Origin of the sequence: Vibrio tritonius, assembly GCF_001547935.1 — a bacterium.
GTDB lineage: Bacteria > Pseudomonadota > Gammaproteobacteria > Enterobacterales > Vibrionaceae > Vibrio > Vibrio tritonius.
On sequence record NZ_AP014635.1, the window covers coordinates 2,147,697 to 2,165,265 of the forward strand.

Annotated in this window: 24 protein-coding genes; 7 read left to right on the forward strand and 17 right to left on the reverse strand. The window is 40.4% G+C overall.

Annotated elements, in window-relative coordinates; translation table 11 throughout:
- Window positions 1-18 precede the first annotated feature (18 nt).
- From JCM16456_RS09500 to JCM16456_RS09540, 9 genes are all read right to left on the reverse strand, one after another.
- Window positions 19-534 (reverse strand): GNAT family N-acetyltransferase, encoded by a 516-nt coding sequence (locus tag JCM16456_RS09500; RefSeq protein WP_068713985.1) that lies wholly within the window; start codon window positions 532-534, stop codon window positions 19-21.
- A gap of 209 nt (window positions 535-743) precedes the next feature.
- Complete coding sequence (locus tag JCM16456_RS09505) at window positions 744-1,124, reverse strand: hypothetical protein (RefSeq protein WP_068713986.1); 381 nt, start codon at window positions 1,122-1,124, stop codon at window positions 744-746.
- Window positions 1,125-1,225: 101 nt separating this feature from the next.
- Window positions 1,226-1,747, reverse strand: coding sequence for a GNAT family N-acetyltransferase (locus JCM16456_RS09510; RefSeq protein ID WP_179946801.1), 522 nt, complete (start codon window positions 1,745-1,747; stop codon window positions 1,226-1,228).
- Between the two features lie 125 nt (window positions 1,748-1,872).
- A complete protein-coding gene (locus tag JCM16456_RS09515) occupies window positions 1,873-2,619 on the reverse strand; it encodes a PhzF family phenazine biosynthesis protein (protein ID WP_331710530.1) in 747 nt (248 codons plus the stop codon).
- A 134-nt stretch (window positions 2,620-2,753) separates the two neighbouring features.
- The gene (locus tag JCM16456_RS09520) at window positions 2,754-3,380 is read right to left on the reverse strand and encodes an HD domain-containing protein (protein WP_068713988.1); all 627 of its coding nucleotides are present in this window, start codon (window positions 3,378-3,380) and stop codon (window positions 2,754-2,756) included.
- Between the two features lie 63 nt (window positions 3,381-3,443).
- Entirely contained in the window at window positions 3,444-3,749 is a 306-nt protein-coding gene (locus JCM16456_RS09525; RefSeq protein WP_068713989.1) for a hypothetical protein, read from the reverse strand.
- Complete coding sequence (locus JCM16456_RS09530; protein WP_068713990.1) at window positions 3,736-4,047, reverse strand: hypothetical protein; 312 nt, start codon at window positions 4,045-4,047, stop codon at window positions 3,736-3,738. The genes JCM16456_RS09525 and JCM16456_RS09530 overlap by 14 nt, the downstream gene beginning before the upstream one ends.
- A gap of 138 nt (window positions 4,048-4,185) precedes the next feature.
- The gene (locus JCM16456_RS09535) at window positions 4,186-4,812 is read right to left on the reverse strand and encodes a LysE family translocator (RefSeq protein WP_068713991.1); all 627 of its coding nucleotides are present in this window, start codon (window positions 4,810-4,812) and stop codon (window positions 4,186-4,188) included.
- 107 nt (window positions 4,813-4,919) lie between these two features.
- Entirely contained in the window at window positions 4,920-5,450 is a 531-nt protein-coding gene (locus JCM16456_RS09540; protein WP_068713992.1) for a histidine phosphatase family protein, read from the reverse strand.
- A 402-nt stretch (window positions 5,451-5,852) separates the two neighbouring features.
- On the opposite strand from JCM16456_RS09540, the gene JCM16456_RS09545 reads away from it, so the two are divergent.
- From JCM16456_RS09545 to JCM16456_RS09555, 3 genes are all read left to right on the forward strand, one after another.
- The gene (locus tag JCM16456_RS09545; RefSeq protein WP_068713993.1) at window positions 5,853-6,095 is read left to right on the forward strand and encodes a type II toxin-antitoxin system Phd/YefM family antitoxin; all 243 of its coding nucleotides are present in this window, start codon (window positions 5,853-5,855) and stop codon (window positions 6,093-6,095) included.
- Window positions 6,096-6,112: 17 nt separating this feature from the next.
- Window positions 6,113-6,415 (forward strand): type II toxin-antitoxin system RelE/ParE family toxin, encoded by a 303-nt coding sequence (locus tag JCM16456_RS09550; RefSeq protein ID WP_068713994.1) that lies wholly within the window; start codon window positions 6,113-6,115, stop codon window positions 6,413-6,415.
- 383 nt (window positions 6,416-6,798) lie between these two features.
- On the forward strand, window positions 6,799-8,061 hold the full coding sequence (locus tag JCM16456_RS09555; RefSeq protein ID WP_068713995.1) for an IS110 family RNA-guided transposase: 1,263 nt from the start codon (window positions 6,799-6,801) through the stop codon (window positions 8,059-8,061).
- A 41-nt stretch (window positions 8,062-8,102) separates the two neighbouring features.
- Here the strand turns inward: JCM16456_RS09555 and JCM16456_RS09560 are convergent, their stop codons facing one another.
- The 4 genes from JCM16456_RS09560 to JCM16456_RS09575 form a co-directional block, all read right to left on the reverse strand.
- Window positions 8,103-8,495, reverse strand: a complete 393-nt coding sequence (locus JCM16456_RS09560) for a hypothetical protein (RefSeq protein ID WP_068713996.1) — start codon at window positions 8,493-8,495, stop codon at window positions 8,103-8,105.
- A 129-nt stretch (window positions 8,496-8,624) separates the two neighbouring features.
- Complete coding sequence (locus tag JCM16456_RS09565) at window positions 8,625-9,236, reverse strand: nucleoside/nucleotide kinase family protein (protein ID WP_068713997.1); 612 nt, start codon at window positions 9,234-9,236, stop codon at window positions 8,625-8,627.
- A 111-nt stretch (window positions 9,237-9,347) separates the two neighbouring features.
- Window positions 9,348-9,764 (reverse strand): GNAT family N-acetyltransferase, encoded by a 417-nt coding sequence (locus JCM16456_RS09570; protein ID WP_068713998.1) that lies wholly within the window; start codon window positions 9,762-9,764, stop codon window positions 9,348-9,350.
- Window positions 9,765-9,910: 146 nt separating this feature from the next.
- The gene (locus JCM16456_RS09575; protein ID WP_068713999.1) at window positions 9,911-10,300 is read right to left on the reverse strand and encodes an MAPEG family protein; all 390 of its coding nucleotides are present in this window, start codon (window positions 10,298-10,300) and stop codon (window positions 9,911-9,913) included.
- Window positions 10,301-10,412: 112 nt separating this feature from the next.
- Here JCM16456_RS09575 and JCM16456_RS09580 point away from each other — a divergent pair, with 112 nt between their 5' ends.
- A complete protein-coding gene (locus JCM16456_RS09580; protein ID WP_068714000.1) occupies window positions 10,413-11,441 on the forward strand; it encodes an IS110 family RNA-guided transposase in 1,029 nt (342 codons plus the stop codon).
- Between the two features lie 321 nt (window positions 11,442-11,762).
- On the opposite strand, the gene JCM16456_RS09585 is transcribed toward JCM16456_RS09580, so the two are convergent.
- From JCM16456_RS09585 to JCM16456_RS09595, 3 genes are all read right to left on the reverse strand, one after another.
- The gene (locus JCM16456_RS09585) at window positions 11,763-12,437 is read right to left on the reverse strand and encodes a haloacid dehalogenase type II (protein WP_082712274.1); all 675 of its coding nucleotides are present in this window, start codon (window positions 12,435-12,437) and stop codon (window positions 11,763-11,765) included.
- A gap of 145 nt (window positions 12,438-12,582) precedes the next feature.
- A complete protein-coding gene (locus JCM16456_RS09590) occupies window positions 12,583-12,990 on the reverse strand; it encodes a hypothetical protein (RefSeq protein WP_068714001.1) in 408 nt (135 codons plus the stop codon).
- A gap of 96 nt (window positions 12,991-13,086) precedes the next feature.
- Window positions 13,087-13,566 carry a hypothetical protein gene (locus JCM16456_RS09595; protein ID WP_156430498.1) on the reverse strand — a complete coding sequence of 160 codons (480 nt, stop codon included), beginning with the start codon at window positions 13,564-13,566 and terminating at the stop codon, window positions 13,087-13,089.
- Window positions 13,567-13,969: 403 nt separating this feature from the next.
- Here JCM16456_RS09595 and JCM16456_RS09600 point away from each other — a divergent pair, with 403 nt between their 5' ends.
- Window positions 13,970-14,926, forward strand: a complete 957-nt coding sequence (locus JCM16456_RS09600; protein ID WP_068714003.1) for an IS110 family RNA-guided transposase — start codon at window positions 13,970-13,972, stop codon at window positions 14,924-14,926.
- A gap of 35 nt (window positions 14,927-14,961) precedes the next feature.
- Here the strand turns inward: JCM16456_RS09600 and JCM16456_RS09605 are convergent, their stop codons facing one another.
- Window positions 14,962-15,429, reverse strand: a complete 468-nt coding sequence (locus tag JCM16456_RS09605; RefSeq protein WP_068714004.1) for a GNAT family N-acetyltransferase — start codon at window positions 15,427-15,429, stop codon at window positions 14,962-14,964.
- A 219-nt stretch (window positions 15,430-15,648) separates the two neighbouring features.
- On the opposite strand from JCM16456_RS09605, the gene JCM16456_RS09610 reads away from it, so the two are divergent.
- Both JCM16456_RS09610 and JCM16456_RS09615 read left to right on the forward strand, forming a co-directional pair.
- The gene (locus JCM16456_RS09610; protein WP_068714005.1) at window positions 15,649-16,536 is read left to right on the forward strand and encodes an integron integrase; all 888 of its coding nucleotides are present in this window, start codon (window positions 15,649-15,651) and stop codon (window positions 16,534-16,536) included.
- Window positions 16,537-16,709: 173 nt separating this feature from the next.
- Window positions 16,710-17,537 carry a DUF2797 domain-containing protein gene (locus JCM16456_RS09615; protein ID WP_068714006.1) on the forward strand — a complete coding sequence of 276 codons (828 nt, stop codon included), beginning with the start codon at window positions 16,710-16,712 and terminating at the stop codon, window positions 17,535-17,537.
- The last annotated feature ends 32 nt before the right edge of the window (window positions 17,538-17,569 follow it).

Below are 17,569 nucleotides of genomic sequence, written 5' to 3' on the forward strand. Positions count from 1 at the left end.
CTCATCGTCTGGATGTGTTTAAATCGATAAATCAGCGCCAATCATAACAACGTATTCATTCACATCACTTTGGTCCGTATTAAGGCGCTCGGTAAACCCCAATTTTCGTAACACCCTTTGGCTGCGGTGATTCCAGTTATGGACACCTGCCCAAATTAAACCGCGGTAACCAGAAAGACTTGCTTGCCTTAACACAGCTTGACACATTTCAACTGCAATACCTTGCCCCCAATATTGAGGACTAATCCAATAGGCTAGAGCCAATTGGTGAGATTGAGGCAGGAGGGTAACTTGTCCAACGGTAGATAGGTCACAAATACGACGACATGTCCAAACAAAACAATCCCCAGTGAGCCACTGTGCCGCTCTGTCGGCACACCATTGTTTGGCGTCATCTAACGTAGAAAGACGTGATAACGGAAGTGAATTAGGAAATGAATTAGAACTGACAGAATCAAAAAGTGCAGCCCCATCTTCAACGCAAATAGGGCGGAAAAGTAGCTCATGAGAACAAAATTCTTCCTTGATATCCACTAATGACTCCTAGTCGTGGTGAGTACAGGTTACTGATTCAGCTAAATCATACTCGGCAAGTAACTGAACAAACTCTTAAATCAAACACATTACATAATGCGTGTTCACATCATCCTTGATGGAATAGAAAATATTATCAGTTGTCACAAACACATCCCTTTGGAGAATACCCTCTACTCACAACTCATCAATATGCTATGGTTGAAATTTTAATGCCAATGCTCTCCAGAAAAACGATCTCGCCCATCCCAGAATGGACACTCTGGGCACGCCTCACCTAGAGGGTAGTCAATGCCTTCTTCATGAGGACAACCAATAATGCCATCGGTCATACCGACCGTTTTTGCTCCATTGTCATTGATGAATTCAAAGACTTCTTTAAGTACCGATTCTGATTTTCTCAGATCCGATGAGGCAAACCACTTTTTCAGAGGCTCTGGTTCCGCATCTTTAAAAGGCATTATTGCGCATACTAACTTCGTTGCAACTTTATCGTTTGGACCATAAAAGGCGATGGTAGCAATAGGGTAACCTTTAGCCCCCTTACGAACCATTTTTGTGATCAATTTTTTATAACGACTTTGAGCCATTTACTATTCCCCTTACTTGAATATACCCAAATGACCTCAACATGCAGAATTCAGGGCTTAGTCAACGAGCACAGGTCAAGCTCAATGACGGCAGGAATGGGTCATTCCCTTTCAACGTCATTTGGCACAGAAATGGACTTATTGATGAGCTCCCAACGAAAATACGGACGTTGGCCATCCATTCGCTCGATATAAGCACCTAACTTTTTATAGAAGTCGTGGGCCTTGTTGTTATTTGGACTGGCTGTCCATGAAATATGGGAAGCAAGTAAACACTTGGCTTCCACTTTCAAAGCCAACATAAGTTGTCTGCCATACCCATTTGACCTCAGAGCTTCTAGCACGAATAAATCATCAAGCCAAATAGAAGGATCGCCACTAAACGAAGAATAACGATAGTGAAACAACGCAACCCCCTGCACTTGCCCATCGCGTTCCAATAACAGAGCATGAGCAACTGGAGACTCTCCAAATAACGTACGTTCAATTTTCTCTGTGGTGGTAGAGACTACGCCTGCAAAGCCTTTCATGCTACGGTCAAACTCAGCTTTTTGTTTGATAAGTGCTAACAACTCACTTGCGTCTTCTTTGGACGCTTTCCTCACGTTCACCCCATTCTCCATCACTCTGTCCCTACTGACAATGAATACGCATCATTCACAACGCTCTCATTTGTGGCTGATTCGGAGTACAACAGCAAACCTGCCCAACAACATATGTTTGCTAAGTGACTATTGCTTACCTAATGCTATTTCCGTAATGTTGCATTTGCTAACAACACAATTGAATCATCTGCAATACGCCTTACGCCGAAATAGCCACCTAATGATGAAAGTTGATGTACCTGAAGTGAATCTGAGTTAAGTCTGTTAAACCAATATGGAGCTAAAGAGCATTGAGCAGAACCTGTCGCCAGTTCTTCAGATATACCAATTTTGGGTGCAAAATATCTTAATACATACCCATTTTCACCGTTTGCTGCAGTCACGATTAAAGCATGGTACTTAGCAAGCTGTTTAAAACGCATATCATCAGGCTTAAAACTTCTTACAGATTCTATAGAGGGTAAGACTATAACTAAGTCTCGAGTTGAAAATACGTCAATAGCATCAACAGCTAAGTCTGCTATTTCTGGTGGGACAGCACATATTTCACCTTTCCAGCTAGGCAACTCCAGGGTATATACACCATTCTTTTTCGCAATTTTGACGCTCCCGTATTTGCTACTAAAAAGTACATTATCGAGTTTGTACTTAGAGATTATTGCAGCACCAGCCCCTAAGCTACCATGACCACACAGGTTAATTTCTCCATCCTGCGAAAACCAGCGAATGTGAAACTGCCCATTATTTTTTATAACAAAAGAGGTAACTGGCAGCCCTGCTTCATAAGTTATTTTCTTTAGCTCTTCATCAGAAAGCCATCTATCAAGCTCTAATACACCACAAGGGTTACCAGAAGCCGACTCTCCCCCAAACACGTCATATGTATCTATTTTTATAAACCACCACCCTCAATTGTAATTAACGCATGCAACAGCACTAACCTAGAATCAGAGCGATAAATTCGCCCAAGGGAATTACATGACGCTTACAATAACATCTAACTTCAAGAATTCATTAGCTAAATTTAAATTTCGTTATCTAACTGCTGTAAATAAAGTTGCATAAATTCCGTTCTTTTTTGTGCTTCAAGCTGGGCTGAGTGGGTATGCATGATATCTTTTAATTTCAATAACTTTACGTAAAAGTGGTCAATGGCGTAGCTCTTATCATCTGGCAGCCTTGAAGCACAAAAAGGATCATCTGCCTGATATAAGCCGACTCCCATGCTGCTATTGACCTGAATACACCGTGCAATACCAATAGCACCTAAAGCATCTAACCGGTCTGCATCTTGAACAATTTTGGCCTCAAGAGAATTGGCTTTAATATTGGCACTAAAACTGTGTGCTTCGATAGCGTGGTAGATAGCGGGTAAATAATCCTGCGGATAACCAATACTGCTCAAAAAATCATTGGCCTTTTGTGCGGCAAGCTGGGAGCTTTTCTTTTTCTCGGGGTGATGTTTAGGAAAGGAAAAACAGTCGTGTAAGTAAGCGGCTGGCACCACTATTTCCATAATGCCACCTTCGCGGTCACAGAGTGATTTAGCCGTTTTTACCACCCGCAAGACATGGTTTATATCGTGCGCCAAATCCTGCTTCATTTCTCTTTGAATAAAATCCAAAAACTGTTGCTCGTATTGCTCTAACACGATACATCCTTTTTATCTCTGCTAATCATACCGTTGGTTCTGTCTGTTGAGTGCCGATTCCAGTTACGGACGCCTGCCCATAAATTCTTTGATCAACTCTTCCGTTTTTCCCATATCAGTAAGAAAAGGCTGCTGATAATGACTCGATGTTTCTATGTATCCTCTCGCAAGATGTAGAAGTGCGATTAAAGAGGGAATAATTTGGGCCGTGTCTTCGGGTGAAATTAGCACACTAAGCGCCACACGGTAACGCTCTAGATAGTTAGCTGGTAGCCGCTCTTTAGATGTGGAAACCTTGGTTTCTAAACTTTGAATCGTCTTCTCTATTTGAAGAATCAGTTCGCTATTTGTCCTATCAGAATGATTCACTAAACGTGACCTTAAACTCTTTTGTTGACTTCATAAGCTCAGCGTGAGGATGCTCATTCATCAATGTTCTTCTGACGGTATCAAACGATTCATTCATATGATCTTGATTACGAAAGTTAACCGCCAAATGAAAATCGGGCATTTCAGGGAAGTTTCCCTTGTTGGTTAGCTTGCTACAGGTCACTGATTCAACTAAATCATGTTCGGAAAGTAACTGAACAAACTCTTGGGTTAAACACGTAACATAATGCGTGTCTACATCATCCTTGATGGAATAAAAAACGTTATAGCTTGTCATAAACTCATCCCTTTAGAGAATATCGTACTCACAACTCATCAATATGCAAAGGTTAAAATCTTAATGCCAACGCACGCATATGTGACTGATTTGGCGCACGACGGCAAACCAGCCCAACAATATGCCTTGGCTAAGTGACTATTGCTTACCTAATGCTATTTTGCCAGCCAAACCGATAAGCAGAACTCCGGACACCCCTTCTATAATTCGTGAATAACGGTTAGCTTGAGCACCTTTTAATAACCAGCTTCCCACTACCGCATAAACAATATTGCATAATGTCGCTAACCCACTGAAGAACAAGCCTAAGATTAACAATTGTATATTGACTGAGCTAGCTGTCATATCAATAAATTGAGGCAGAAATGATAGGAAAAATAACGCAACTTTTGGGTTTAATACGCTAACCACTATGCCCTGTTTAAATACACTACCTCGAGCCTTATTCTCTGTTTGTTGAGTTAATTTCGAACCACCTTTCCACATAGACTGTAGTGAACTGAAACCTAAATAAAGAAGGTAGATAGCACCAAGCCATTTAATAATGCTGAATGCAAACGCTGAACTTAAAATCACGGCCGATAGCCCCAACACTGCGGCTAAGGTATGCACGAAATAACCAACACCTAAACCTAGCGCAGCTTTCATGCCACCAATCATTTTTCCTTTCATAGCATTGGAAACAATATAGATTACATCAGGTCCTGGTATTAAGTTTATCGATAAGCTTGCTACTGCAAATAGCAAAAGTGTATGTAACTCCATTTACTTTTCCTGTCTTAAGTTAATTAATTAGTTAATATTGCAGCGCTTGCATGCGCACCCAGTAAACCGACGCCCTATTTATTGTGTCGCTGGCTTTTGTTAGGTCGTTACACCAGCTCCAATTGTCTATAACTACCACAATCTATCCCACACTCTTGGTAACCAGCCAAGCTTTCAAAAACATTGAAATGAGATACGATAATTATTCTTGAATATTCGCTATATTTTCTGAGCACATTTTCAGCTCTGATTTTTAATTCCGCCCAAGATTCATAGGAAATATTTTGCGGGTGTATATTGTTTTTTAGCGTTTCTCTATGTTCTTGCCAACGGCGATCTCTTTCCGATAATTCAATATAACCACCAGATAAGTCTGCACGCCATTCTCGCAAATCGTGTTCAACGAATAATTCTAACCCCAAACTACGATTTAGGATTTCCGCCGTTTGTAATGCTCTGGTATATGGTGACGAGATAATTATTTGCGCATTTTCATTGCGTAATTCTTCCGCAGTCGCACAAATTTGAGGAATTCCAGCGCGATTAAGTGGAGCATAATCTTTTTCAAGTTGACTCATTTGGCGCTCGTCAGATAACGAATAGTCAGGTACGCCATGTCTCACAAATATGACTTCCATTTTTCTCAAAACTCCTTTTTACCGAATCGGGCTAACGCCGCAAACAGTGGCACTTTCACCTTTGCTCTCCATACACATCCACGGTATCGATAAGAATCGTAAGACCCACCTTCGAATCAGAAATACTATAGATATCACTTTCATGTCTATCCTGAGTACGCTTTGGTCCTAAACCTTCTACTTCCATGCTCGATCCCTAAGATGCATAACGCCCCACACAATTGCGCACTTCGCTGAAAGTGAAGCGAATAGATTACTTTTAACCGCAACTGCCGCTGCTAACTGCATCAATTGCAGTGGATTGTTAGTTTACTTTTCGCTCAAATCGCACGATTTAATCACATTGACCAATTCGCACCACAGGTTATAATCTAAAACATATACAAACATGGAGCTCTGTTTATGCGCACACTAACAGCCAATGACGCCAAACGAAACTTCGGTGAACTCCTTTTGAGTGCCCAACGTGAACCCATAAAAATTAGCAAAAACAGCAAAGACGCTGTTGTTGTTATTTCCATTCAAGATTTCGAAGAACTTGAAGCGATGAAAGCTGATTACCTTAAACACTGTTTTGAATCAGCAAAAAAAGATTTAGCCAACGGAAACGTCGTTGATGGTGAAAACTTCCTAAATTCTCTTTAACTTAGCTTTACCTCGATATGCCGAATAAATCTTATAAATTGAGCCGTCTAGCTCAAGGACATTTGCTCAAAATTAAAAATTACACTGTCGAAAATTTTTCAGATACGCAATGGACTAAATATAAAGCGGCTTTACTTACTGCTTTTCAAGCTTTAGCTGATAACCCTGAATTAGGGAAAAATTGTTATGACATTTACCGCAGCGGCTTCTACTTTCATGTGGGTAAGCACACCGCTTACTATACCAAAGAAGATGGCTTTATCCTCATAGTTGCAGTACTGGGGCAATCCCAACTTCCTCAGAAACATCTACATTCATAACGAACTCGCCTCTGAATGTCATTTTGGAGACAATGATACTGATGAAGTAAACTAACGCTGAGAACAGTTGCAAAATATTTGGCGCGTCATTTTGCTCTGCAAAATTCGTGACATGTATTTTGTCAATTGATGCGACTTATAGTTACTCCATTCCACAAGTTCTGGTTTACCAAAACCAATGAAAGGTGGAACATGCTTCTACTGATTACGAATATGCATGCGTAAAGCATTCGATGCTTTTAACAATAGATTCGAATCAGTAGAGGCTACTCGATTTCCTAACGCATACTCAGGGATTGCCGCTTCATCGACTCTCTATAATATCTGCGAGAAACGAGTTTTCAGCACGTTCCAACAATCACTTTACTCTTAGGAGGCTTACCATGAAAGCTTTCTCTCCCTCCGATTTCGCCGTCTTAATTGGTATCGATTGGGCTGACCAAAAACATGACATTTGCGAAATACTTCCTAACCAAAAAACTCCTAAATTCTATGTTATTTCCTCTAACCCGAAAGCCATTCATGAATGGGCAAACCAACTCAAAACCCGATTCCCTGGGCAAAAAATAGCGGTCGCTTGTGAGTTAAAAAAAGGCCCTCTAATCTACGCATTGGAGAAGTACGATCACATCGTTTTGTTTCCCATCAACCCCGTGACGGTCTCTCAAGTTAGAAAAGCATTTGCCAATAGTGGTGCCAAAGATGACCCTAGCGACGCTTTCATTATCGCCCAGCTAATCGAGCGGAACATGGATAAATTCATGCCTCTTGAAGCGGATAAACCCGCTATCAGAGCCATTGCCCGTCTCGTCGAAGGCCGTAGAAAGTTCGTTCAAAATAGAGTAAAACTCACCAATCGAATCGTCTCCCTTCTCAAAGAATACTATCCTCAACCTATTGAATGGTTTAAAGAAAAAGACACCGAAATCTTCTGTGACTTTATCACTCAATGGCCCACTCTTGAACGCGCACAACAAGCTAGACCTTCCTCATTACTGAAGTTTTTCAACGCACATAATGCCCACTACCCCGAACGAAACCAACAACGTGTAGAACAGATAAAATCGGCGATATCACTCACTCAAGACCAAGGCATCATGGCCCCAAACACGTTTATGGTGATTATCTGCATTGAGCAGTTACGTCTACTTATCCGAGCTATTACCGTCATCGATAAAGAAATTAAACGTCGCTACAAGGAGCAGAAAGACCGCGTTATTTTTGATAGCTTTCCCGGTGCAGGACCTCAGTTAGCACCACGATTGCTTGTGGCATTTGGTACTAATAGAGACCGATACAATAACGCCGCTGAATTGCAAAAATACGCGGGTATTGCACCTGTGATTGAACGGAGCGGCAAAAAATCATGGACTCATTGGCGCTATAGTTGCCCCAAGTTCTTACGCCAAACGTTCATTGAATGGGCTGGACTCTCCGTTCGTTTTTCATTCTGGGCCAAAGCGTTCTATCAGCAACAAATTGAAAAAGGTAAACCGCATAACACCGCTATACGAGCACTCGCTTTTAAATGGATTCGGATAGCTTTTTGCTGTTGGAAAACTAACACTCCCTACGATGAAACAAAGTATCTAAACGCTTTAAAAACAAAGGGGTCACAGTTACTAAACTATGCTGTCCATTGTTGAAATTTTACTTGTTGTCCATCTCAGGGCGTGTTGTTAGGCATTTACACACCAGAGTATACTTTTGCCTTGTTAAAACATTCTGTAAATACCTGAATATCATTAGCTGAAAAGGTATTGATATCTAACCTTTTTCTAGCATTATCAAGGTAAGAGTAAAGCTCTTTTTCAAACGGTGACCCCACTTTAACGAATGCGGCAGAATGATCAGTATGATGTTGTCCAAAACATAGACGCCCTAATTCACGGTCAAAAAAGAATTCGATTCTATCTCCACCATTTGCTTTTATTGTTACGCCTACTGTTCCTCCATCACGATATATGAGTATATCAATAATTTCTTCTGGGAAGATTGGCTGTTTAGGCCAACCATAAATTTCAGGATAGCCAGGAATTTCAGCATCTAATCGCGGGGTTATATTTTTATCTTTTTTCATCAATGTTACCTAGATGCCTAACGTTTGGGATAATAGGACTAATTACAGGCAAGGAGAACAAGCCTACACGAGGGTCGAAAACCTCCAGAACCAAGAGACGCCTGTAATTTGTTCCTATTCATCCCTTTGTTAGCTGCATGCTGGGTTTGGGATTGTTTTCAATAGCCAATTTTTAATCTTATTTGTTTGTTCTTGAAACGTTAAGTTAGTAACATCTAATATATCAATGCTTTTGTTCTTTAAAAACCATTCTTCATATATTCTGAAGGCATCCAGGTTGAAAGTTGAGCGCCCTCGAGTATTGTCTAATGACATTCTCTTTTTCAATTCATCATCTGACGCTGTAAGGAATAGTATTTTGTCGACCTCACACTGTCTAAGCTCGAGCAATTCTCTCTTCAAAATCTCATGGACCTTCCATTTCTTGTTTGTGAGTTTTGGATAATTCAAAGTGTAACACTCTGTATCTTCCGGCCCACGGTCAAAAACTGTGACTCCACTTGGTAAAGAGCTGTACCTTTCAATTTCTGCACTTATAAAAATCCTTTGATTCTCAATGAATCCACTTTCCTCATTGATGTTAATTTTGAGAGAATTTCTCTTCTTTACAATAGGTGATGGATTCTCGTAAGAGAAGTTAATTTCCGGAAGGGTTGGCTCTAGTTGCCTTAAGCAGGTAGTCTTGCCTACTGCCATAGGGCCTTGAACAGATATTATGAATTTATTTTGATCAGTTGTCATAAAAATGCTGCTAGCGTCTAATTCAATGGTGCATAAACACCAGTATTTCAAAGGATAAATAACTTAAAACAAAGAATGCCAAACGCTATATGCATCCATTGAAATTTCTTGTTAGCAATCGGTCGTGTGACAGAAAACAAACTCGGCTTCACCATCGAAGTTGAAGTCCTTGATTTCAGCAACTTGTTCGAATCCGAGATGTCGTAGCAAGGACTGCATCTTGGTGTTACTCACTTCTGTCGTCGTGTAAACCTTGTGCCAGGTTGCTTGGTCGATAGCAGATTTTATCAGCTCGGTTGCTACCCCTTTTCCCCGGTAATCAGGATGAGTGTTGACGATCGAGATCAGTGGTTTATTGAAGAATTCGTTGCACGTAAGCTTGGCATAACCGACACACGAGTTGGAGCCAAGATCTGCAATCAGTAACTCACCGCGTTCCATATCCATTCTGCGATCACCTGCAAATTCATCGAAATCTCGAAGAACTGGGTAATCACTAATTTTACTTTTTCTTATGTGCAATTCCATGCGATTTCCTTGAGATTGCTAACGTGTAGTTCAATTGCCGACTGCTGGCGCTAATTTTGGGAACCAAAATTCGTGACAGTAGGAGGTCAATTGGAACGTTTTGTATGGATAATAATTACCGATTTAGGGTAATGTGAGACCCAGCTTTAGCTCGGAATACATTCCCAAATAATGGCTAGTGAACAGCCGAATGAAATTACCCAAACGAGTGATCGCAAGCTACTTTTATCCATCAAATACAGTATGTTATAAACAACTCTCGAGCCAATATGAATTATTGCCAATAACTGAACAATTTCCCCCGTTGTTCCCGTAGTTACAGCCAGCAAAATTGCTGTCGCAAAAATAATAAGAGATTCAAAAGTGTTTTGGTGTGCAGCTAAAGCTCGGGCACCAAATCCTTTTAAACTCGCTTGCTGTTCCCTAGGATAATGATTGTCGTAACCACCCGCTCTATTCATTGCAATAACTAACGGGATGCGTCCTATATACGGTAGTAATACCGCTATAATTAAACACCAAATTAATGTTATCAATCTAAATTATCTCCGTACCTGAATAACCATTTAACGAATGATATGGACTCCCTCTTCCCAAGCCACCACGTGCCATACTTAACCATGACGCGTTGATCATTTGGAGGTTGCTATGTCCACCATTCAAACTATTGGCATTGACCTTGCCAAGAATGTTTTTAGTATTCATGGCGTTGATACATATGGCAAGTGTGTTCTTAAAAAAACTGTCAAAAGAAACAAACTGTTAGAGGTGTTTGCTAACTTACCACCATGCTTAATTGGTATGGAGGCTTGCTCCGGTGCCCACTACTGGGCTAGAGAACTGATTAAACTTGGTCATGACCCGAGAATAATGGCCCCTAAGTTCGTCATTCCATACCGCCAAAATGAAAAGAATGATGCGAATGACGCTGAAGCCATTTGCGAAGCTGTTGGCAGGCCAAAAACTCGTTTTGTCAGTATCAAAAGCCCTGAACAACAAGCCGTGCTTTGTCTTCATCGTATTCGACAAGGCATTATTAAAAGCCGTACAGCTACCATTAACCAACTACGTGGATTGCTATCTGAATTTGGTATTGTAATACCTCAAGGTCGCTTCACATTACAAAATTCCATTGGCTCTATTTTAGAAGATGCCGAAAATGGTATTCCTGATTTAGCTCGCGAGTTACTCTTTGATTTGGTTCAACGCATACGAAATGCGAACGACGAGGTTTTACGTTACGACCGTAAAATTTACGCCATCGTTAAACACATGGAAACCGCACAGAAACTGATGACCATTCCTGGAGTCGGTGAACACAGCGCTACAGCGATTGTCGCAACGGTTGCCGATGGTAAACAGTTCAAATCCAGCCGCCAATTTGCCGCATGGATAGGTTTAGTGCCAAGACAATTCTCTACTGGTGGTCATTCTAAGCTCGGACATATCAGTAAACGAGGTGATAAGCATATTCGAACTTTGCTTGTCCATGGTGCACGAGCCGTGATTGCTCGATGCAAAGATAAAACCGACAGAAACAGCCTCTGGTTACAAAAATTGGTTGAACGACGTGGCTATACACGAGCCATTGTCGCTTTGGCTGCTAAGAACGCCCGAATTATTTGGGCATTACTGACTTCGGGAAAAGAATACCAAGCTGACTACATAACCAGTTAGCTCACACCGAGTCAACACAATAGCTATTGATGACAATACGGTCAGACCGAGGTGCTAAAGCCTGTTGTGCTCAGAAGTAGAAAATACTGTCTAACGAATGAGGCAAGCATCAAGCGAAAATCATCAGGGTAATGGCAAGTAAGCCAGTTAAATACCGAATGTAGATCTGCTGTCCGATCCTCTGTTGTCTAAGAGAGCTATTGTTGACAAAAAGAGGGAGTCCATGTAGCTGAGCACAGTTGCAAAAATATATGGCGCTATATTTTGGGTACCAAAAATCGTGACATGTATTTTTGTCAATTGATGCGACTTGTTATATGCCTACGCATCAGTCAAAATGATCTGTTCAACTACCGCCCCCATTGTTAACTCATTAATATCTGTTTTTCTATACAACGGATTATAAATAGAACCAGTTCGATTTATATAAGCGGCTTTTAAACCTGCACACATTGCACCATGTGTATCCCAGTCATGAGTAGCAACTAACCTTAGGTCGCTTGCATCGCATTTGAGTTTTTCTGATGCAAATTTATAAGCATCAAAACTAGGTTTAAAGGTGTTTACTTCTTCTACTGAAATGACTTCATCAAAATATTCATTTAATCCAGCATTAGTTATTTGTTTTGTGATTAAATTTCGTGATGAATTCGAAAGAGCAACAACTTTAAACCCAGCAGATCTTAACTGTGCTAATGCCGGCTTAATATCGTCATGTGGAGGTAAACTAGCGAAAGTGTTTAAAACATCATCTAACTTTTGATTAGTTACGTTTACACTCAATTTCGAAGCTAAAGATTCCAGTGTGATTCGAGATAATGTACCAAAATCCGTTTTGACCGATGTTACTAAAGAAACGGTGGAGGTATGAAGCAACATAGCAAACCATGTATCCATAAAATTTTCATCTCCAAACAAATCCTTAAACTTTGGTCTTAACATTTGGAGGTTTAAAACTGTTTCATTAATATCAAACAATACTACTGTTTGTTTCAAAGTTAACTCCTCAATATTGTGTTTTTATATTTTGTGTGCAGAGCATATAACGTCCCAATCAATTGCGCATTGCACGGTGACTAAAGCGTTTGAAAAACTTTGAAACGCAACAACGAAGATTGACTGTGTCGATTGCATTGGATTGTTAGGCATATGGTGTACCAGCTGCTACACCATCAGCTTTTTTGCTCGGATCTGTTTCCATTAGATACAATTCCCAACATTCTTTCACAAATGCTTCTCTGGCTGTTTCCAACGATTCATGTTGACTAAATACGTTAAAATGACCATGTTCTCCATAACCAAATAGCCATTTCCCATTGTCTTCGACGATATAAAATTTATCATTACCGCCGCTGACACCTTCATCTAAGATAGTTCTGGGGATACCAAATTCCTTCGCATATTCCCAAAGCTCTTGATAGGTCAACTCTAAAATGGACTTAGGGTCGCCTTTTTTATGCCAATCTGCTCCAAAGAAATCTGATAGAAAGTAGGTCATTCTCAATTTCAAAATGGCTTTAATTAATTCTAATTTACTCGGAAGTTTCATTTAATATGCCTAACGCTTGCAACAGCAGCAAACTAGAGCCTAAGCGATTAATTTGTCTGTTGGTTGCTCTTGTTATATTCGTTCTAACGTTGCTGACTAATACTTTTCAAGGCTATAGAAGTAACGAATTGCAAAACAGAACTTCAATATGTCCATTTTTATATGCCAACAATTCTTACCTAAACGACCTTTTAGTGAGCACTTTCCATTCCAGTATTTAGGGGTTCCATCAGAAGAAGCAAACTCTAGCTCAAATGTTTCAGCATGAATTATTTTATTACAGCACTCTCTAACAGAGGGATAAAAATTGCCTGATATTACTTCCACGACATCAGTTATGTGCTCGTAAGCTTCTTTATCTGATGAATATAATTCGTCATCATCGCTATCTACATATGTGTCCTGATAAATTCGAGTTTGAGTAGCGCATTGAATTAGTAGCGAACTCACATTTTCATACAACCAACCAAAATACTCATCATATGCCAAATCTAAATTCGTACATTCATAGTCATAATTTTTCTCGACAAAATACTCTTTATGTAGAGAAGTGACATATGCTTCACTGCCTGACACAATCTGTTCCAAAAACATTGCGTCATTACATATCTTATTGAAATATATAGGGTGACTCAAATTCTTCTCCAAAGAATAAAACGCCACATTAAGGTGTGAGCAACGCTACCACGAAACTTAACCATACCACCGTAAACACAAAACCCAACGATGGAATGAAAAATGCCAAGCATTGGGAATCACTCTTAAATGCTTGTATGGATAATAACTACTCAAATTAGGGTAAAGTGAGACCCATACTTTAGCTGCAACTAAAGCCCTCTATGTCGTAGTTCGATTGAATGCAGGCTCCTCTATCGAGAGACCGATAACAAACATGAACGCGACATAGAACTCCAAGCATCAAACTCGAATACTCGACTGGGTCTCGAACCCGCATTACGCAAGCAAGAGTTAGCTTATTATGAATACAAACACACTTCAAAACATTAATGTCGGTGTTGATACTGGCAAGGCAAATCTTGATATTTACATCCGTCCGCTCGATATATTTTTCACTGTATCTAATAATGAAAAAGGCATTAAAGACGCAATCAAAACCATCAAAAAACACCACCCTCAACGAATTGTGATAGAAGCGACTGGTCGTCTCGAAATGCCGTTTATTTTAGCCTGCTCTAAAGCTAATTTGCCTTTCGTTATCGCCAATCCTATCCACATTAAACGCTTTGCTGGAGCGATTGGACGTAGAGCAAAAACGGACAAGCTCGATGCACAATTGATTGCCCATTATAGCGAGGTTATCCAGCCTAAACTCTCTCAATTGAAACCTGAAATCATGCGTTTAATGAGTGACTTAGTTGCTAGAAGACACCAAATTCTAACAATGCAAACCATGGAGAAGAATCGGTTACAACAACTCCCCAAAACGCTTCATTCTACAATCAACCCAATCATTACCGCATTCAAAAAGCAGATAGAAAAAATTGAAACTCTTATCGTTTCTCTTATCGAAAATACACCTGACTATCAGAACAAAAATATCATATTACAAAGCGTCCCAGGCATTGGAAAAGTGAGTGCAGCTGCCATCATAAGTAATGTTCCTGAACTCGGTTATATCAACAATAAACAAGCAGCATCTTTGATTGGCGTCGCCCCCATGAATCGAGAAAGTGGTCGCTATAAAGGCAAACGGATTATTCAAGGCGGACGTGCTCAAGTACGCACAGTTCTGTATATGGCCATGATGTCTGCAATGCAATCTAACCCTGTTTTTAAGGCGACTTACCAACGGCTACATGATGCAGGAAAACCAAAAAAAGTGGCGATAATTGCCTGCGTTAGAAAGATGGTAGTGATCCTTAATTCAATGCTCAGAGATGGTGCTATGTGGGACGAAAATATCGCGAAAAATTAGTTATTGACGCCATACTCGTTTGTTAGGTTAATGGCTTAACGCGCAAGAATAACTCGCATTTTTATATATCGTATTTCTGAGTGCCCCTGTGTTTTAATACCTACACCAATTTGCTGAAAGCCCACACGCTTGTAACATGATATCGCTCGTTGATTAGCGTCTCGAACATTTAAATATACTGTCCCAAACCACTTCTGAGCTTTTAAGTAGGAGAACAGTAATTGTATGCTACTTGACCCAATACCTTTACTGAAGTAATTAGAGCTAAAAAGCATCATACCTAAAACCGTACATTCCGGTTTATCAGTTCGATCAAGCCAAATCACACCAGCAGCTTCTGAATCGACCTCGATAATTTTCCAAGCTAATGTATTTTCAAGCATCTGCTCGTAGGTGTTGCCGCTCGGTAAATAGCGAGACATGTACTGACCTGCTTCAATCATATTTGCACTTTTGTGCAAGTTATCGATATCTGACAAAAGCACATCTCTTAATGAAATCATCTTATTAACCTAACAGTTCTTAGACAGACAACGTTTGTATTTTCTTGTCTATCTATATTTTACGTTCTTTCCTACTACTTTTCCCTCATCATTAACAGCCAAGTATGAGAGAAGTAGGGTTTTACGCTTTCGTGATCAAAAAATACCGACATTGTCTGTTTAATCTATCCACAGGCATAATTTACAATAACTGTATATTTAAACAGTATTGGTATTTGTATGAAATCGCCTTTTTTAACTAGCCTAAAAGAGTTCATGTTGGCGCGACATTACGCTCGCAAAACCATTCAAACGTATCTGTATTGGATAGTACAGTACATCCGTTTTCATCAGAATCAGCACCCGAGTAAACTAACCAATGCCGATGTTGAGCAATTTTTGACTTTTCTTGTCTCTCAGGCAAACGCTTCGGCTTCTACGCAAAATATTGCATTAAACGCCTTAGTTTTTCTTTATAAGGAGTATCTCCAACAACCTCTTGATATTGATTTACGGTTTAGAAAATCGACCAAACACAAAAATTTGCCTGTGGTACTCACCCCACGAGAGGTGAAGTTATTATTCGATGTTATCCCGTCTCAATCTTTGCTTCCTTATCAACTGATGTATGGCTCTGGCTTACGTTTGATGGAAACCGTCCGCTTACGTGTAAAAGATATCGATTTTGATTATGGTGCACTGCGAATTTGGCAAAGCAAAGGCGGAAAAAACCGTGTGGTTACCTTAGCAAGAGAGCTACATTCGGCCTTACATCAACAAATTCAAATTGTTCGTCATATCCACCAGCTCGACCTACAAAATCCGCTTTATGAAGGAGTTAAATTGCCGACTCGCTTGAAGGAGAAATTTCCCAATGCCGATAAATCATTGGGTTGGCAGTTTCTTTTCCCTGCAAGGCATCTTGCTCAATATGGGATAGATGAAGGTTGGTATCGCCATCATATTCATGAAACATCTTTACAAAAAATGATCGCGAGATCTCAAAGCAAGCTTAACTTAAACAAGTCGATTTCTTGCCATACGTTACGTCATTCATTTGCTACCCATTTACTAGAGTCGGGGGCGGATATCCACACAGTGTTTTCCCCACGCTACCGCCCTACTTAAACCGACGTCAGAGCAACGAATCACGAAAGCATTTGTTTGATACAATTTGCATATGGTTATACCAGATTTATTCGTCATTGCCCATTCTTGATACACATAATGCCCTAACGATTACGGTTCTCATTAAGCGTTTGTTACTATGGTCAAAACCAATAAAAATGATGAGTAATGTCATGTCGTTAATTGCTACAGGCGTATTAAATAAAATGCGCGCGCAACTCAACACTCAAACCCAGTATCAATTGCCGGTGGGCGACGCTTTTGTCGAGCTAAACCCATTGATTGGTCATCATATTGAATTGCACCATACGGGCAATATTTTCTGCTGTTCGTGTGGTAAGAAAACCAAGAAAAGCTATTCCCAAGGTCATTGTTTTGTCTGTATGAAAAAGCTGGCAAGTTGCGACATGTGTATCATGAAGCCTGAAACCTGCCACTATGCTCAAGGCACCTGCCGCGAACCAGAATGGGCGCAAGACCACTGCATGGTGGATCACTACGTTTACCTATCGAATACTTCGGGCTTAAAAGTGGGTATCACTCGTCATACGCAAATTCCAACCCGTTGGATAGATCAAGGCGCCGTACAAGGTTTACCTATTTTTAAAGTAAAGACGCGTCAAATCTCTGGTCTGATTGAAGTAGAACTTGCCAAGCACATTGCAGATAAAACCAACTGGCGCACACTGCTTAAAGAAGAAGCCAGCCCAATGCCGTTACTTGATGAGTTTCATGCGTTGCGACCACTGCTAACCGACAAAATTGCAGAGATTCGTAGTGAGTTTGGTGATGATGCTGTGCAAGAACTGCAAGAAGAGTCGACCGAGATTCGTTATCCAGTGACGCAATACCCAAGCAAAATAGTGTCACACAATTTCGATAAACAACCAGTAGTCGCTGGCGTGTTACAAGGAATTAAAGGCCAATACCTAATCCTCGACACAGGCGTGATTAATATCCGTAAATTCACTTCTTACGAAGTGGAATTTCATGCCGACTAGTGCTTAACAGTATTGCCGCTTAGTCTGTTTAC

Coding starts and splice junctions, on each gene's coding strand:
- JCM16456_RS09565 (WP_068713997.1), bottom strand. CDS start 9,236: ATGACAACTGATCAAAATAAATTCATAATATCTGTTCAAGGCCCTATG.
- JCM16456_RS09555 (WP_068713995.1), top strand. CDS start 6,799: ATGAAAGCTTTCTCTCCCTCCGATTTCGCCGTCTTAATTGGTATCGAT.
- JCM16456_RS09510 (WP_179946801.1), bottom strand. CDS start 1,747: ATGGAGAATGGGGTGAACGTGAGGAAAGCGTCCAAAGAAGACGCAAGT.
- JCM16456_RS09535 (WP_068713991.1), bottom strand. CDS start 4,812: ATGGAGTTACATACACTTTTGCTATTTGCAGTAGCAAGCTTATCGATA.
- JCM16456_RS09590 (WP_068714001.1), bottom strand. CDS start 12,990: ATGAAACTTCCGAGTAAATTAGAATTAATTAAAGCCATTTTGAAATTG.
- JCM16456_RS09580 (WP_068714000.1), top strand. CDS start 10,413: ATGTCCACCATTCAAACTATTGGCATTGACCTTGCCAAGAATGTTTTT.
- JCM16456_RS09570 (WP_068713998.1), bottom strand. CDS start 9,764: ATGGAATTGCACATAAGAAAAAGTAAAATTAGTGATTACCCAGTTCTT.
- JCM16456_RS09615 (WP_068714006.1), top strand. CDS start 16,710: ATGTCGTTAATTGCTACAGGCGTATTAAATAAAATGCGCGCGCAACTC.
- JCM16456_RS09605 (WP_068714004.1), bottom strand. CDS start 15,429: ATGATTTCATTAAGAGATGTGCTTTTGTCAGATATCGATAACTTGCAC.
- JCM16456_RS09545 (WP_068713993.1), top strand. CDS start 5,853: ATGCGCACACTAACAGCCAATGACGCCAAACGAAACTTCGGTGAACTC.
- JCM16456_RS09550 (WP_068713994.1), top strand. CDS start 6,113: ATGCCGAATAAATCTTATAAATTGAGCCGTCTAGCTCAAGGACATTTG.
- JCM16456_RS09540 (WP_068713992.1), bottom strand. CDS start 5,450: ATGGAAGTCATATTTGTGAGACATGGCGTACCTGACTATTCGTTATCT.
- JCM16456_RS09600 (WP_068714003.1), top strand. CDS start 13,970: ATGAATACAAACACACTTCAAAACATTAATGTCGGTGTTGATACTGGC.
- JCM16456_RS09505 (WP_068713986.1), bottom strand. CDS start 1,124: ATGGCTCAAAGTCGTTATAAAAAATTGATCACAAAAATGGTTCGTAAG.
- JCM16456_RS09610 (WP_068714005.1), top strand. CDS start 15,649: ATGAAATCGCCTTTTTTAACTAGCCTAAAAGAGTTCATGTTGGCGCGA.
- JCM16456_RS09560 (WP_068713996.1), bottom strand. CDS start 8,495: ATGAAAAAAGATAAAAATATAACCCCGCGATTAGATGCTGAAATTCCT.
- JCM16456_RS09530 (WP_068713990.1), bottom strand. CDS start 4,047: ATGACAAGCTATAACGTTTTTTATTCCATCAAGGATGATGTAGACACG.